At 70.9% G+C, this 15972-nt stretch carries 12 protein-coding genes; 8 read left to right on the top strand and 4 right to left on the bottom strand.

Annotation, left to right across the window (positions count from 1 at the left end; all coding sequences use genetic code 11):
- Positions 1-40 precede the first annotated feature (40 nt).
- The 7 genes from FZO89_RS08255 to cobA all read left to right on the top strand — a co-directional run bounded on the left by FZO89_RS08255 (position 41) and on the right by cobA (position 9742).
- Positions 41-616: an ANTAR domain-containing response regulator gene (locus tag FZO89_RS08255; protein WP_149102802.1), complete on the top strand. Its 576-nt coding sequence runs from the start codon at positions 41-43 to the stop codon at positions 614-616.
- Positions 617-621: 5 nt separating this feature from the next.
- Positions 622-1692 (top strand): CmpA/NrtA family ABC transporter substrate-binding protein, encoded by a 1071-nt coding sequence (locus FZO89_RS08260; RefSeq protein ID WP_262378576.1) that lies wholly within the window; start codon positions 622-624, stop codon positions 1690-1692.
- 445 nt (positions 1693-2137) lie between these two features.
- A complete protein-coding gene (locus tag FZO89_RS08265) occupies positions 2138-3307 on the top strand; it encodes a nitrate/nitrite transporter (protein ID WP_187471186.1) in 1170 nt (389 codons plus the stop codon).
- A gap of 13 nt (positions 3308-3320) precedes the next feature.
- On the top strand, positions 3321-5777 hold the full coding sequence (gene nirB, locus FZO89_RS08270; protein ID WP_149102805.1) for a nitrite reductase large subunit NirB: 2457 nt from the start codon (positions 3321-3323) through the stop codon (positions 5775-5777).
- 2 nt (positions 5778-5779) lie between these two features.
- Entirely contained in the window at positions 5780-6148 is a 369-nt protein-coding gene (gene nirD / locus FZO89_RS08275; RefSeq protein ID WP_149102806.1) for a nitrite reductase small subunit NirD, read from the top strand.
- On the top strand, positions 6148-8916 hold the full coding sequence (locus FZO89_RS08280) for a nitrate reductase (protein ID WP_149102807.1): 2769 nt from the start codon (positions 6148-6150) through the stop codon (positions 8914-8916). The genes nirD and FZO89_RS08280 overlap by 1 nt, the downstream gene beginning before the upstream one ends.
- A 79-nt stretch (positions 8917-8995) precedes the next feature.
- Positions 8996-9742, top strand: coding sequence for a uroporphyrinogen-III C-methyltransferase (cobA, locus tag FZO89_RS08285; RefSeq protein ID WP_187471188.1), 747 nt, complete (start codon positions 8996-8998; stop codon positions 9740-9742).
- Positions 9743-9770: 28 nt separating this feature from the next.
- Here cobA and FZO89_RS08290 read toward each other — a convergent pair whose 3' ends face one another.
- Complete coding sequence (locus tag FZO89_RS08290; RefSeq protein WP_149102808.1) at positions 9771-10016, bottom strand: hypothetical protein; 246 nt, start codon at positions 10014-10016, stop codon at positions 9771-9773.
- Positions 10017-10235: 219 nt separating this feature from the next.
- Between FZO89_RS08290 and FZO89_RS08295 the strand changes: the two genes are divergently transcribed.
- Positions 10236-10976, top strand: coding sequence for a UPF0149 family protein (locus FZO89_RS08295; RefSeq protein ID WP_149102809.1), 741 nt, complete (start codon positions 10236-10238; stop codon positions 10974-10976).
- 81 nt (positions 10977-11057) lie between these two features.
- Here FZO89_RS08295 and FZO89_RS08300 read toward each other — a convergent pair whose 3' ends face one another.
- The 3 genes from FZO89_RS08300 to FZO89_RS08310 form a co-directional block, all read right to left on the bottom strand.
- On the bottom strand, positions 11058-12074 hold the full coding sequence (locus tag FZO89_RS08300) for a 3-oxoacyl-ACP synthase III (RefSeq protein WP_149102810.1): 1017 nt from the start codon (positions 12072-12074) through the stop codon (positions 11058-11060).
- 459 nt (positions 12075-12533) lie between these two features.
- Positions 12534-12842 (bottom strand): DUF4156 domain-containing protein, encoded by a 309-nt coding sequence (locus tag FZO89_RS08305; protein WP_149102811.1) that lies wholly within the window; start codon positions 12840-12842, stop codon positions 12534-12536.
- A 144-nt stretch (positions 12843-12986) separates the two neighbouring features.
- Positions 12987-15842 carry a M16 family metallopeptidase gene (locus FZO89_RS08310; RefSeq protein ID WP_149102812.1) on the bottom strand — a complete coding sequence of 952 codons (2856 nt, stop codon included), beginning with the start codon at positions 15840-15842 and terminating at the stop codon, positions 12987-12989.
- Positions 15843-15972 lie beyond the last annotated feature (130 nt).

Consider the following 15972-nt stretch of genomic DNA (forward strand, 5'->3'; position numbering starts at 1 on the left):
CGCCAACCCCTCCCCGCCGCCAGCCAGCCGCCGCCCGGGCATGCCACGGATCCTGCTGATCAACGACACCGCCAAGCCGATCGGCGACCTGCGCGACGCGCTGGTCGACGCCGGCCACGAGGTGCTGGGCGTGGTCGACGGCGTGAGCGCACTGCTCAAGGCGGTGGAGGCCCACCTGCCGGACGTGGTGATCCTCGACGTCGATTCGCCGTCGCGCGACGCGCTGGAGCAGCTGGCGATGCTGCACCGGCACGCGCCGCGCCCGGTGGTGATGTTCTCGGCCAACGGCGACGAACAGCTGATCCGCGCCGCGGTCGGCGCCGGCGTCGCCGCCTACGTCGTCGATGGGCTCTCGCCATCGCGGCTGCACCCGATCATCCAGGTCGCGCTGGCGCGCTTCGAGCAGGAATCGCAGCTGCGCCAGCAGCTCGAGGGCGTGCAGCAGCAGTTGCAGGACCGCAAGCTGATCGACCAGGCCAAGGGCCTGCTGATGGAGAAACGCGGCATGAGCGAACGCGATGCCTACGCCGCGCTGCGGCAACAGGCGATGCGGCAGAACCTGAAGCTGGCCGACGTGGCGCGGCGGATCCTGTCGATGGCGGACCTGCTGGGATGACGTCCATGACCACCGCAACCCCCCGCCCGCTGCGCATCGGCTTCATGCCGCTGGTGGACTGCGCGCCGCTGGTGGTGGCGGTGCGGCTCGGGATCGACCGCCGCCACGGCCTGCGGCTGGAACTGCGGCGGCAGGGCTCGTGGGCGGCGGTGCGCGACAAGCTGCTGTCCGGCGAACTCGATGCCGCGCACGCGCTGGCCGGCATGGTCTACGGGATCGAGACCGGCATCGGCGGGCCGCAGGAGCAGATGGCGGTGCTGATGGTGCTCAACCAGAACGGGCAGGCGATCGTGCTCGCGCCCGAAGCCGCGCAGCGGTTGCGCGCCGGCGTGCCGCTGCGCGAGGCGCTGGACGTGCCCGCGCGACGACCGGTGCTGGCGCAGACCTTCCCCACCGGCACCCACGCGATGTGGCTGTACTACTGGCTGGCGGCGCAGGGCGTGGACCCGCTGCACGAGGTCCAGGCCGTGACCCTGCCGCCGCCGGAAATGCCCGCGGCGCTCGCGCGCGGCGAGATCGAAGGCTATTGCGCCGGCGAACCGTGGGCGGCCCAGGCCGAAACCCTGGGCGCCGGCGCGCGCGTGATCCGCAGCGGCGAACTCTGGCCCGGGCACCCGGAGAAGGTGCTGGCCTGCCGGCGCGCGTTCGCCGCGCTCGAACCCGACACCGCCACCGCGCTGACCGCGACCGTGCTCGAAGCCTGCCGCTGGCTGGACGAGGATCCGCGCCATCGCGCGCGGGCCGCGCAGTGGCTGGCCGACGACGGCGCCATCGACCTGCCCGTCGCCTGCCTGTCCGACTGCCTGCTGCTGCCGACCGGCGACGACCGCGCCAGTCGCCTGCGTTTCCACGGCGACGGCGAGGTCAACTTCCCCTGGCTGTCGGACGGGCGCTGGTTCCTGCACCAGTTCCGCCGCTGGGGCTGGCTGCCGCCCGACGCCGGCGGCGACGACGCCCTGCTGGCCGAGATCCACCGGCTCGACAGCTACCGGCTGGCCGCGCTGCAGGTCGGGGTGCCGCTGCCACGGGGCGATACGCGCGCGAGCCTGCTGTTCGACGGGATGCGCTGGGAGTAGGGGCTCCCCACTGAAGCGGGGCGCGGCCGAGTCGCGTTTGCACCAAATTGGTGTTTACATAGCACCATGTCGGTGCGCCGCATCTCCCGCAGGTCTGGTGCCCGCCAGGGCGACCTCGCACGGCACCGGGTCAAGTCATTGATCTGACACATTTCCCGCCCGACGGCCCGCCCCGGACCTCGATTGGCACGCATGTTGCGTTGCAATAACCGTCGGGCGCAAAGCCGCGTCCACGACAACCCGATTACGACCCGAGGCCAACGGCGGCCGAAGGTCGCCGACAACGGCGTCTCTCCGGCCCCCACCGGAGGACGCCGTTTTTCGTTTTCGCCCTTCCTTTTCCGGCGGCCCGCGCGGGTGTGGTTGTACCCGGCAACGGCGGCCTCCTCCCACGGAGAGTGCGCGGATGAATCGTTCCTTCTGGCAGGCCGGGCACACGCCCACGCTGCTGTCGGCCTTCCTCTATTTCGACCTGAGCTTCATGGTCTGGTACCTGCTCGGACCGATGCAGGTGCAGATCGCCGGGGCGCTGCTGCTCGACACCCAGCAGCGCGCGCTGATGGTGGCGGTGCCGATCCTGTCGGGCGCGGTGCTGCGCCTGTTCCTAGGCCTGCTGGCCGACCGCATCGGCGCGAAACGCACCGGCCTGCTGGCGCAGGCGCTGGTGATCGCGGCGCTGATGGCGGCATGGACGCTGGGCGTGCACAGCTTCGGCCAGGCGTTGCTGCTGGGACTGATGCTGGGCGTGGCCGGCGCCTCGTTCGCGGTGGCGCTGCCGCTGGCGTCGCGTTGGTATCCGCCCGAGCACCAGGGCACGGCGATGGGCATCGCGGGCGCCGGCAATTCCGGCACCGTGCTCGCCGCGCTGTTCGCACCGCTGCTGGCGACGATGTTCGGCTTCCGCAACGTGTTCGGCCTGGCCTGCATTCCGCTGCTGGTGGTGCTGGTGGTGTTCGCGGTGTGCGCGAAGGACGCGCCGGTACCGGTCGCACGCAAGAGCCTTCGCGACTACGCGCACGTGCTGGTCGGCAACCGCGACTCGTGGTGGTTCATGTTCTTCTATGCGATCACCTTCGGCGGCTTCGTCGGCTTCGCCAGCGCGTTGCCGGGCTACTTCCACGACCAGTTCGGCTTCGAGCCGAAGATCGCCGGCTGGGCCACCGCGGCCTGCGTGCTGGCCGGCTCGGTGATGCGCCCGATCGGCGGCGTGATCGCCGACCGCATCGGCGGCACGCGCACGCTGCTGGCGGTGTACCTGTCGGTGGCCCTGCTGGTGGGCGGCGCGGCGCTGGGGCTCGGCGGCACCGCCGGCGTGGTGCTGCTGTTCGTCCTGACACTGCTGTGCCTGGGCGCCGGCAACGGCGCGGTGTTCCAGCTGGTGCCGCAGCGCTTCGGCCGGGAGATCGGTCTGATGACCGGACTGATCGGCATGGCCGGCGGCGTCGGCGGCTTCGTGCTCGCCGCGGGGCTTGGCGTGATCAAGCAGCACGGCGGCAGCTACGCGCCGGGACTGTGGCTGTTCGCCGGCATCGCCCTGCTCGCCTGGGGGCTGCTGCGCAGCGTCACCCACCAGTGGCGCAGCCGCTGGATGGCGCTCGGCACCGCACGCATCTGACCGGGATCCCACGATGAAGAAGCCACGCCTGGTGGTGGTCGGCAACGGCATGGCCGGCATCCGCACGCTCGAGGAACTGCTCAAGCTGCAGCCGGACATGTACGAGATCACGGTGTTCGGTGCCGAGCCGCACCCGAACTACAACCGCATCCTGCTCTCGCCGGTGCTGGCCGGCGAGCAGGACTTCGACGAGATCGTGCTCAATCCGCTGTCGTGGTACGCGGACCATGGCATCACCCTGCACCTGGGCAAGGAGGTCACGCGGATCGACCGCGTGCGCCGCAAGGTCATCGCCAGCGACGGCACGCAGGCCGAGTACGACCGCCTGCTGCTGGCGACCGGCTCGGTGCCCTTCATCCTCCCGGTGCCCGGCAAGGACCTGAAGGGCGTGATCGGCTACCGCGACATCCACGACACCCGCACCATGATCGATACCGCGAAGGTGAAGACGCACGCGGTGGTGATCGGCGGCGGCCTGCTGGGGCTGGAAGCGGCGAACGGGCTGAAGTTGCGCGGCATGCAGGTCACCGTGGTGCACCTCGCGGGGTGGCTGCTGGAACGCCAGCTCGACCCGGTGGCCGGCGCGCTGCTGGAAAAATCGCTGTCGCAGCGCGGGCTCGATTTCCGGCTCAACACCTCGACCACCGAGATCCTCGGCAACGGCACCGGCGAAGTCGTCGGCGTGCGCTTCTCCGACGGGGAAGAGGTCCCCGCCGACCTGGTGGTGATGGCCGCCGGCATCCGCCCCAACACCACGCTGGCGCAGGCGGCGGGCATCCACTGCAACCGCGGCATCGTGGTCAACGACACCCTGCAGACCTTCGATCCGCGCGTGTACGCGGTGGGCGAATGCGCCGCGCATCGCGGCATCGCCTACGGGCTGGTCGCGCCGCTGTTCGAGCAGGCCAAGATCTGCGCCAACCACCTGGCCACCTACGGCATCGGCATCTACAAGGGCTCGTCGGTATCGACCAAGCTCAAGGTCACCGGCATCGACCTGTTCTCGGCCGGCGAGTTCATGGGCGGCGACGGCACAGAGGAGATCGTGCTCTCCGATCCGGCCGGCGGCCTGTACAAGAAGCTGGTCATCCGCGACGACAGGCTCATCGGCGCCTGCCTCTACGGCGACACCGGCGACGGCGCCTGGTACTTCCGCCAGATCAAGGACGGTAGCCCGATCGGCGATCGGCGCGACACGCTCGCCTTCGGCGAGACCGCGCTGGGCGACAGCGGCACCGGCGGCCAGGACCGTGCCGCGAGCATGGCCGACGCCGACGAAGTCTGCGGCTGCAACGGCGTGTGCAAGGGCACGATCGTCAAGGCGGTGCGCGAGCAGGGCCTGTTCACCGTCGACGAAGTGAAAAAGCACACCAAGGCCGCGAGTTCCTGCGGCTCGTGCACCGGCCTGGTCGAGCAGATCCTGATGAACTGCCTGGGCTCGAACTTCCAGGAAACACCGAAGACCAAGGCGGTGTGCGGCTGCACCGACCGCACCCACGCCGAAGTGCGCCAGGCGGTCCGCGAGCACCACCTGGTGAGCCACGCGCAGGCCTACGCCTTCATGGAATGGCGCACGCCCAACGGCTGCGCGACCTGTCGGCCGGCGATCAACTACTACATGCTCTCGACCTGGCCGCGCGAGGCGGTGGACGATCCGCAAAGCCGCTTCATCAACGAACGCGCGCACGCCAACATCCAGAAGGACGGCACGTTCTCGGTGATCCCGCAGATGAAGGGCGGGGTGACCAATGCGTCCGAGCTGCGCCGCATCGCCGACGTCGCCGACAAGTACGCGGTGCCGATGGTCAAGGTCACCGGCGGCCAGCGCATCGACCTGCTGGGGGTGAAGAAAGAAGACCTGGTGGGCGTGTGGAAGGACCTCGGGATGAAGTCCGGCCACGCCTACGGCAAGTCCATCCGCACGGTGAAGACCTGCGTGGGCAGCGAGTTCTGCCGCTTCGGCACCCAGAACAGCACGCAGATGGGCATCGACCTGGAAACGATGCTGGCCAACATGTGGAGCCCGCACAAGGTCAAGCTGGCGGTGTCGGGCTGCCCGCGCAACTGCGCCGAATCCGGCATCAAGGACGTAGGCATCATCGCGGTGGATTCGGGCTGGGAACTGCACGTCGGGGGCAACGGCGGAATCAAGACCGAAGTCGCGCGCTTCCTGTGCAAGGTCAGGACCGCCGAGGAGGTGAAGGAATACACCGGCGCGTTCCTGCAGCTCTATCGCGAGGAGGCCTACTACCTCGACCGCACCGTGCACTACATCGAGCGCGTCGGCCTGGACTACGTGAAGCAGAAGGTGGTGGAGGACGCGGCCAACCGCCGTGCCCTGTTCGAGCGCCTGCTGTTCGCACTCGAAGGCCTGCCCGATCCCTGGGCGGCACGCATCGCCGGCAGCACGCCGCGCGAATACGCGCCGCTGAAACTCGCGCGGCCGATCGCCGTCGCACTGGAGGACTGAGCATGGCCGGCATCGACGCCTGGGTGCGCGTGTGCGCGATCGACGAGATCCCCGTGCTCGGCGCGCGCGTCCTGCAGTGCGAAGACGGCGACGACATCGCCCTGTTCCGCCCCGCCGCCGACCGCGTGTTCGCGCTGGCCGACCGCTGTCCGCACAAGGGCGGCCCGCTGTCGCAGGGCATTGTGTCCGGCGACAGCGTGACCTGCCCGCTGCACGGCTGGAATATCGCGCTCGACAGCGGCCAGGCCTGCGCGCCGGACGTGGGCTGCGCGCGGCGCTACGCGGTGGAACTGCGCGACGGCGTCGTGTGGCTGTCGCTGGTGTCGATGGCGCAGGTCGACGCCGGCGCCGCCGAGGCGGCCGCCGCCTGATGGACGGCACCGGCGCCGCGGGCCTGCCGGTCGAACGCCGCAGCACGCGTTCGACCTGCTGCTACTGCGGTGTCGGCTGCGGCGTCATCGTCCACAGCGAACACGACGCGTCCGCTAGCGAACGCATCGTGTCGGTGGAGGGCGATCCACGGCATCCCGCCAACTTCGGCCGCCTGTGCAGCAAGGGACTGGCGCTGGCCGACAGCGCCCGCAGCGTGCAGGGCCGCGTACTGCAGCCGCAGCTGCGCGGCACGCGTAGCGAACCGCGCCGCCCGGTCGACTGGGGCCTGGCGCTGGACACCGTGGCCGAGCGCCTGTCGCGCATCGTCGAACGCCATGGCCCCGATTCCGTCGCCTTCTATCTCTCCGGCCAGTTGCTCACCGAGGACTACTACGTCTTCAACAAGCTGGCCAAGGGCCTGCTGCGCACCAACAACATCGACACCAACTCGCGCCTGTGCATGTCCAGCGCGGTCACCGGCTACAAGCTCGCGTTCGGCGCCGACGGCCCGCCCACCTGCTACGAAGACCTCGAACACGCGAAGACCGTGCTGTTCGCCGGCAGCAATGCCGCCTACGCGCATCCGGTGCTGTTCCGCCGGCTGGAAGAGGCGAAGGCGCGAGATCCTGGCGTGCGCTGGATCGTGGTCGACCCGCGCCGCACCGACACCGCGGCGATGGCCGACCTGCACCTGGCGATCCAGCCCGGCACCGACGTGGCGCTGTTCAACGGCATGCTCCACCACCTGGTGTGGGAAGGGCTGCTCGACCAGGGTTTCATCGACGCGCACACCACCGGTTTCGGCGAGCTCAAGGCGCTGCTGCGCGACTACACGCCGCGCATGTCGGCCGAGATCTGCGGCGTGCCGGCGCAGGACCTGGTCACCGCCGCGGAGTGGTTCGGCCGCAGCCCGGCGGCGCTGTCGCTGTACTGCATGGGCCTGAACCAGTCCGCGCACGGCACCGACAAGAACCTGGCGCTGATCCACCTGCACCTGGCCACGCGCCAGCTCGGCCGCCCGGGGGCCGGACCGTTCTCGCTCACCGGGCAGCCGAACGCGATGGGCGGGCGCGAGGTCGGCGGCATGGCGACGATGCTGGCCGCGCACCGCGAGATCACCGATGACGCGCATCGCGCCGAGGTCGAAACGTTGTGGCAACTCGCGCCGGGCAGCCTCTCGCCGCGTCCGGGGCTGGCGGCGGTCGAGTTGTTCGACGCGCTGCACAGCGGCAAGGTCAAGGCGGTGTGGATCGCCTGCACCAATCCCGCGCATTCGATGCCGGACATCGCCCGCGTGCGCGAGGCGCTGCGGCGCGCCGAGTACGTGATCGTGCAGGAGGCGTTCGCCGACACGGATACGGTGCCGTTCGCCGACGCGCTGCTGCCGGCCGCCACCTGGGGCGAGAAGGACGGCACGGTGACCAATTCCGAGCGCCGCATCTCGCGCGTGCGCGCGGCCGTCGCGCCGCCCGGCCAGGCGAAACCGGACTGGTGGATCGCGCGCGAGGTCGCGCGCCGGATCGAGGCGCGGCTGGCCGCGCCGGGCGCCGCGCCGCTGTTCGAGGCCGACGCGCCCGAGCGGCTGTTCGACGAGCACCGCGCGCTGACCGTCGGCCGCGACCTCGACATCGGCGGGCTCGACTACGCGCGACTGGAACACGACGGCCCGCAGCAGTGGCCGTTCCCCGCGGGACACGCGACCGGCGAGGCGCGCCGCTACGCCGACGGTCTGTTCGCCACCACCGATGGTCGCGCGCGCTTCCACGCCACGCCCTACAAGCCGGTGGCCGAACAGACCTCGGCGCGTTTCCCGCTGCGCCTGCTCACCGGCCGCCTGCGCGACCAGTGGCACGGCATGTCGCGCACCGGACGCGTGCCGCAGCTGTTCGCGCACAGCCCCGAACCCGGCCTGCGCATGCATCCGGACGATGCCGCGCGGCGTGGCCTCGAGGCCGGCGCGCTGGTGCGCATCGCCAGCAAGCGCGGTGAACTGGTGCTACCGCTGGAGCTGTCCGACGAAGTCGGCTCGGGCACGGTGTTCGCGGCGATGCACTGGAGCGGGCAGCACCTGTCCAGCGGCGGCATCAACGAGGTCAGCCTGCCCGCGGTGGACGCGCGCTCACGCCAGCCCGAGCTCAAGCACGCGGCGGTGCGGGTGGAAAAAGCGGAGTTCGGCTGGCACCTGCTGGCTGCGCGCCGCGGCGATGCGCTGGCGATGCGCGCGGCGCTGCAGCCGTTGCTGAAGGACTGCGGCTACGCCGGCGTGTCGCTGCACGCGGATCCCGCATCACAGGACGGCAGCGCGTGGCTGGTCATGCGCGCCGCGGCGACGGAGGCGATGCCGTCGGCATGGATGGAATCGCTGGAAAACGCGCTCTCGCTCACGCCGGGTGCGGACACGCTGGAATACCGCGACGCGCGCCGCGGCCTGCTCAAGCGCGTGGCCTGGCGCAGCGCGCATGAGGCGAACCTCATCGACGGCCTGCTCTGGGCCGATGCGCAGCCCGGTGGCGAGGCGCTGCTGCGCGCCGCGCTCGCCGGCGGCCCCTGGCAGGGGCCGCGGCTGGCTGCGTTCTCCGCATCGGCCGCCTTCGCGCGCGACCCGGTGGTGTGCGTCTGCCGCCAGGTCACCGAGTCGGCGATCCGCACTGCCGTGCAGGGCGGCGCCGACGTGCCTGCGCTCAAGGAGCGGCTCGGCTGCGGCACGGTCTGCGGCTCCTGCCTGCCGCAACTCGCGCGCCTGGCACGCGAATCGACCCATGCGTGACGTCCCGTCCACCCCGGAGACCCCGATGAGCATGCCCGCCAGCAACGACCCGCACGCGCCGCGACGCATTCCCGCCGACGTGGTGCTGCTGTCGGCAGGTCCCGGCGATCTCGAACTGCTCACCCTCAAGGCGGTGCGCGCACTGCAGGCGGCCGAAGTACTGCTGCTCGACGAACTGGTCGATCCGGGCATCGTCGAACTCGCGCCGCATGCGCGCGTGGTGCGCGTGGGCAAGCGCGGCGGCTGCCGCTCCACGCCGCAGGCCTTCATCTGCCGGCTGATGCGCCGCTACGCGCTGCAGGGCCTGCGCGTGGTGCGGGTGAAGGGCGGCGACGCGCTGCTGTTCGGCCGCGCCGGCGAGGAGATCGCATTCCTGCGCGCCGCCGGCGTGCCGGTGACGATCATCAACGGCGTCAGCGCGGCGTTCGCCGCCGCCGCCGCGCTGGGCGTCTCGCTCACCCATCGCGAACACTGCCACGGCATCAGCTTCGTCACCGCCCACACCGCCGACCATGGCGAACCCGACTGGGCCGCGCTGTGCGCCACCGGCACCACACTCGCGATCTACATGGGCATGCGCCGCATCGGATCGCTGGCCCGATCGCTGCTGCGGCACCTGCCGTCAGACACGCCCGCGGCAGTGGTCCTCGCCGCGAGCCAGCCCGGCGAACGGCGGCTGCTCACCACCTTGCGCGAGCTCGCCGCCGAAGCCGCCACCCTCGCCTCCGGACCGCCCGGCGTGATCCTGGTCGGCGCTGCACTGGGCGAAGCGGTGCCCGTGGCGCTGCCGGTCGACCCGTCACGCCACGCTGCCCGCCTGGCGTGACACGGCACCGCCGCGTCCGGCCGACAGGTCAGGTGCCGAGATGCTCGCGGCGGATCCCGGCGATCCTCGTCGCCACCTCGCTGTCGACGCCGTCGGCCTCGGCGCGGTCGAGCACATTCGCCAGCACCCGCTTCTCGTCCTCGTCGAGCCGGTGGTCGGCCAGCGCCATGGCCAGCAGCGACTCGAGCTCGGCCAGGTCCAGGCGCCCGTCATTGCTGAACACGGGCGTCGTGGCCAGCGCGAGCTGCAGGTGCGGCGGAAGACGTTCGGGCATTGCAGGCATCCTTGTGCGGTTGGACAGGCGGAGGCGAACTTAGCACGTGCCATGCGGAAGGCGCCGCGATCCGGAGCGCGGGCACGCAGGGACCGCGACCCGGCGACGAGCCACCCTCCCGCGCCGCGGATACGTTGCCCGACCTGTACGCATCGACGGGGGCCCGGGTCCACGGTCGCCAGGGACTACCATGCACGCCTGTCCCCAACGGCACCCGCCATGTCCACCTCCGCCCCGCCCCCGCCCTTCCTCGACGACGACCGGATCGAGCGCCTGTCCGAACTGCTCGAGCAGCGCGCGGTGCCGTTCAAGGGCTTCAACCTCGAGGCACTGGACGGATTCCTCTCGGCGCTGGTGGTCTCGCCCTCGCCGGTACCGCAGGACGAATGGGAACCGGTGGTGTGGGGCGGCAAGCCGCCGCGCTGGGACAGCCCCGAGGAGGCCACGCAGGTGCAGCAACTGCTCGCGGCCCACTGGAACATGTGCGCCGCGCGCGTGCGCCACGACGACGACAGCCTGGCCGACCACCTGGCGCCATTGATGTGGCTGCCCGAGGATCCGGAGCTCACCGGCGAGGAGGCCCTGCATGAGGACGAACTCGACGTCGGCCACGACTGGGCGCTGGGCTTCTTCGAAGGCGTGGCGCTGCGCGAGTCCGAATGGGACCGCTGGCTGGACGACAACGACTGGATGGAGGAGATCTTCGACTTCCTCGACCGCCTCGCCAGCGGCGACGTCATGGATCCGGACGACCCGACCGCCGCGGCCACGCCGCTCGCCTACCGCGAACGCCTGTCGATCGTTTCCAGCCTGCCCGGCATGCTGGCCGACCTCAACCACCACCGGGTGGACGCGCTGACCCCGCGCGAGCCGATCCGCCGCGACCCGGCGCCCGGCCGCAACGACCCCTGCCCCTGCGGCAGCGGCAAGAAGCACAAGCGGTGCTGCGGGGCGCATTGAGGCGACCGGCGACGGCCCCTCCCGCATAAGACAAGGGCCGGACAGGCCGGCCCTTGCATCAGACCATCATGGCCAGCGGTCCTACCAGACCACTTCGGCCATCGAGCAGTTCAGGCCGGAGCCGATGCCCAGCAGGGCCACGCGGTCGCCCTTCTTCAGCCGCCCCATCTCGCGCAGCTTGCTGAGCACGATCGGCACCGAGGCCGGGCCGATGTTGCCGTGCTCGCCGAAGATGGTCATGACCTTCTTCGGGTCGATGCCGATGGCCTTGGTGAAGGCGGCGGTGTGGACCTTGCTCACCTGGTGGATCACGAACTGGTCGAGTTCCTCCACCACCCAGCCCAGCGCCAGCTTGGCGGCGCCGAAGGTCTTCTGCGACAGCTTGATGCCCTCGATCAGCAGCATCCGGGTGTCGGTGACCATGCCGTCGAGGTTGCCGCGGCACAGCTTGTTCCACTCGGTCGCGGCGCGGGTCACGCCGCCGCGGTAGCGCGGCGCGCCAGGCGCGAGTTCGGCGCGGGCCAGCACCATCGCCGCGGCGCCGGAGCCCAGGGTGAGCGTGGCCAGTTCGTTGCGGAACTGCTCTTCGGTGGCCTCGGCGCTGGTCAGGCGCTCCAGGGTCTTCTCGTAGGCCAGGTCCGCGGTCTCGCCGTCGACGATCAGGGCGTAGTCGATCTCGCCGCGCTCGATCATGCGGCTGGCGATGTCCATGCCGTTGATGAAGGCCAGGCAGGCGTTTGCGACGTCGAAGTTCTGGCAGGTGTCGGGCAGGCCGAGGTTGCCGGACACGATGCTGGCCGTGGACGGCTCCAGGTAGTCGCGGCTGACCGAGGTGTTGACCAGCAGGCCGACCTTGTCCGGGTCGATGCCGGCATCGGCCAGCGCCTTGACGCCGGCGAGCGTCGCAACCTCGGACGCCTGCACGCCTTCGTCCCACAGGTAGCGCGAATGGATGCCGGCGATGTCGCCCAGCACGTCGGTCTTGATGCCGAGGCGGTCCAGGGTCGGCTTCAGGCGGGCGTTGATCTCCGCGGAGGAGAGCCGACGCGGCGCGTCGATGTGGGCCAGGCCGGCGATCGCGACGTGTTGGAAGAGCATGGGCGTGGCGCCGGGGGACAAGACGGAGCCGTATAGATTAGCGCCTTCGGGACCTCGGCGCATGGAACTGGCTGAACCGGATGCCGGGCAGGCCGGAACGGCCGGTTCAGGAGCGCGGTCGGGGTCGCGGCGACTCCGACCCTCCCCCCATCCCTCTCCCGCAAGCGGGAGAGGGAGTTACACCCGATGCCCTGTCCTTCCCCCGCTTGCGGGACATTGCGCCTTACGGGTGCAAGGTGCCGAAGGTAGATGGGTGCGCGCCGCAGGCGCGACCGGTATCGCAGCGGCTCTGGGCCCTCACCCCAGCCCTCTCCGAGCGGGAGCAGGCGGGGTCCCGCTTTTCCTTTCCCCGCTTGCGGGGGGAAGGTGCCGAAGGCGGATGGGGGACCGCGCCGCAGGCGCGGTGCGGGATCGCAGCAGCTCCCCGCCTCTATACCCCAAGCCCTCTCCCGGCAGCGGTCAGCGGGCGCAGCGCCAGGCGGCGAAGCGCTGGCTGCCGCCGGCCGGCTCGGCCAGCGGATGGATGGTGTCGGCCTGCAGGCCCGGGGCTTCGTTGCGGGCCAGGGTCTCGAGCTCGTCGCGAACCTTGATCGGGTTGCGCTCGATGAAGGCGATGCTGTGCTTGACCGACACCTCCACTTCGCCCTGCTTCTCGCAGCCGGTCGGCGGGCCGGAGACCACCTTCACGGCGCTGGCGCCGGGGGCCATGTGCACCCAGGTGCAGGCGGACAACGCGGACAGCAGAACGGCGGACAACAGGACGCGCATCGGGATCACCTCGGTGGGGTAGGCGCTACGCCCGCCATTGTGGCGGGCATGGCGGCGGGGCGGTGCGGGTCGCGACAAGCGGGTAACACCTCCATTCATTCTCCCGGGCCGCGCGCGCGGCCTGTTTGTCGTCGCAGCCTTGGGTCACTCGCCGACGGGCTTGCCGTCGGCGTCGATCACCCGGGTTTCGCCCAGGTCCAGCGCGCGCACCGGCGCCTCGATCTGCTCCAGGTCGCCCACCACCACCCAGGTCAGGGCCTGCGGCCGGATCGTCCTGGCGGCTTCGGCCACCTGCGCCGGGGTGATCGACTCGACCTCGGCCTTGCGCCGGAACACGTAGTCGTCCGGGCGGTCGAAGCGGACGATGCCGCCGATGGTGTTCATCACCGACCACGCGGTTTCGTAGGCGCCGGGCAGGCTCAGGGTCTGGATCGCGCGCACGCGTTCGACCTCGGCCTCGCTCGGAGGCTGCGCCCCGCTCGCGAACTGCGCGACTTCTCGCTGGATCTCGGCCAGCGACTCGCCGGTCTTGTCGATCTGCACCGGCGCCGAGACCATCCAGCGGCGTTGCCCCAGCGCGCCGCCCAGCGAGCTGCGGGCTCCGTAGGACCAGTGCTTGTCCTCGCGCAGGTTCATGTTCAGGCGCGCGGTGAAGTCGCCGCCGATCACGCCGTTGGCCATCTCCAGCCGCACCGCATCCGGATCCTTGGTCGACGGCACCACCTGCGCGGCGAAGATGTTGGCCTGCACCGCGCCCGGCTGGTCGATCAGGAACACCCGCGGCGCCTCCGGCAGCGCGACCTGCGGCAGGTCCACCGCCTCCGGCGCGACGCCGTCACCCGTCCAGTCGCCGAAATGGCGCTCCAGCGCCGGCACGATCTCGGCCAGCGTGGTGTCGCCCACGACGATCAGGGTGGCGTGCTCCGGGCGCACCCACTGGCGATGGAAGGCCAGCAGGTCGTCGCGACCGAGCGCGGCGATCGAGGCTTCGGTGCCGCTGCCGGGCGCGCCGTAGGGGTGGGTTTCGCCGTAGAGCAGCGCCGGCAGCACCCGCATCGCCATGCCCGCCGGCTGCGCCTTCTGCTGGCGGATGCCGGCGATCCAGGTGGCGCGGATGCGTTCGATCTCGGCCGGGTCGTAGTTCGGCCGCCGCACCATGTCCGCGAACAGCGCCAGCGACGGGTCGAGGTTTTCCTTGAGCGCCGACAGGTAGGCATTGCCGCCGTCCTGCGAGGCGCCAGCGCCGAGGCTGGCGCCGAGCGCTTCGGCGCGGCTCGCGAACTCCAGCGAGCCGATCCCCGCCGCGCCCTCGTCGAGCAGGTCCATCGAGAAATCGGCCACCCCCTCCTTGCCGGCTGGATCGGAGGCGTAGCCGCCGTTGAACTCGTAGCTGACCTGCACCACCGGGATCTCGTGGCGCTCGGCGAGGATCACCCGGGTGCCGTTCTCCAGGCTCGCGCGCTGCAGCGGGGGGAACTTGAGCTCGGGGAAGCGGGTGGTCTTCGGCACGCCGAGGCTGCGGTCGACCACGCTCGGCGTGGTGGCGTACTTCGGATCCGGATCCGGGAGGTCGAACGGCGCCGGCGTGACGGCCGGCTCCTCGGCCAGCGCGGTGCGCTCGCCCGGTTCGACGACGATGGTGTGGCTGCCCTCGCCCAGCCAGTGCGCCCCCACCGCCATCAGGTCGCGGGCGCTGGCCGCCTCGACGTTGGCCAGCTGCTCGCGGAAGCAGCCCGGATCGCCTTCGTACACGGTGCATTCGGCCAGCACGTCGGCCTTGCCGCCGAAGCCGCCGATGCGCTCGATGCCGCGGATGAAGCCGGCACGGATCATGGTGCGGGCGCGCTCGAGCTCGTCGGCGCTGGGGCCATGCGCGACCAGCCTGGCGATCTCCTCGTCGATGATCGCCTCCACCCGTGCCGGGTCGACGCCCTGCTTGACCGTGGCGACGATGTAGAAGTTCGAACCCAGTTGCGAAGGCCCGGCCATCGCGCTGATGTTGTCGACCAGTTTCTCGCCGTGCAGCAGGCGCGTGTCCAGCCGCGAGGATTTCGCGCCGCCGAGCACGTAGCCCAGCATCTGCAGGTGGTCGAGTTCGACGCTGCCGGCCGGCGGCACGTTCCAGACGCGGTAGATGCGCGGCTGCGGCACCTTGTCCTGCATCACCTCGCGGGTGGTGGCCGCGCGCTTGCCCACGTCGGTGTCGGGCTGGGCCATCGTCGGGCCCGCGGGGATGTGGCCGAAGTACTTCGCCACCTTCTCCTTCGCGGTCGCGACGTCGATGTCGCCCGCCAGCACCAGCACCGCGTTGTTGGGGCCGTACCACGCGTTGAACCACTGCTTCACGTCGTCCAGCGACGCCGCGTTGAGATCGTTCATCGAGCCGATCACGCTGTGGCCGTACGGATGCGTGGCCGGATACAGCGCGCGGGTCAGCTTCTCCCAGACCTGGCCGTAGGGCTGGTTCTCGCGCTGGCGCTTCTCGTTCTGGACCACGCCACGCTGTTCGTCGAGCGCGGCCTGGTCGATCGCGCCGAGCAGGTGGCCCATGCGGTCGGATTCCATCCACAGCGCCATGTCCAGCGCGGTGGTGGGCACGTTCTGGAAGTAGTTGGTGCGGTCGGTGTTGGTGGTGCCGTTCTGGTCGGTGGCGCCCACGGCGCGGAACGGGTCGAAGAACTCGCCGTCGTGATGCTCGCTGCGCTGGAACATCAGGTGTTCGAACAGGTGGGCGAAGCCGCTGCGGCCGGCCGGCTCGTCCTTGCTGCCGACGTGGTACCAGATGTTGACCGCGACGATCGGCGCCTTGCGGTCGGTGTGCACCACCACCCGCAGGCCGTTGGGCAGGGTGAAGGTTTCGAAGGGGATGTCGACCGAGGTCTCGTTCGCCGCGGCGACGACCGGAAGGGCGGCCAATCCGCCGCCCAGCGCCAGGCCGAGGGCGATCGACAGCAGGGCGCGGCGCGCGGGACGGCGGAACGAGGCGAGGACGGTCGGCATTCGGGAAATCCTGATGCGGTTGGATGCATGGCATGGTAGTCGAGCCGGCGCAGCCGCCCCCGGGCCGAAAGTCCCGGCAACGGCCGCCCGGCGATGACGCCACCTGCACCCGCGCCGACGGAGACTGCGC

The sequence above is a fragment of the Luteimonas viscosa genome, assembly GCF_008244685.1.
Taxonomy (GTDB): Bacteria; Pseudomonadota; Gammaproteobacteria; order Xanthomonadales; family Xanthomonadaceae; genus Luteimonas; species Luteimonas viscosa.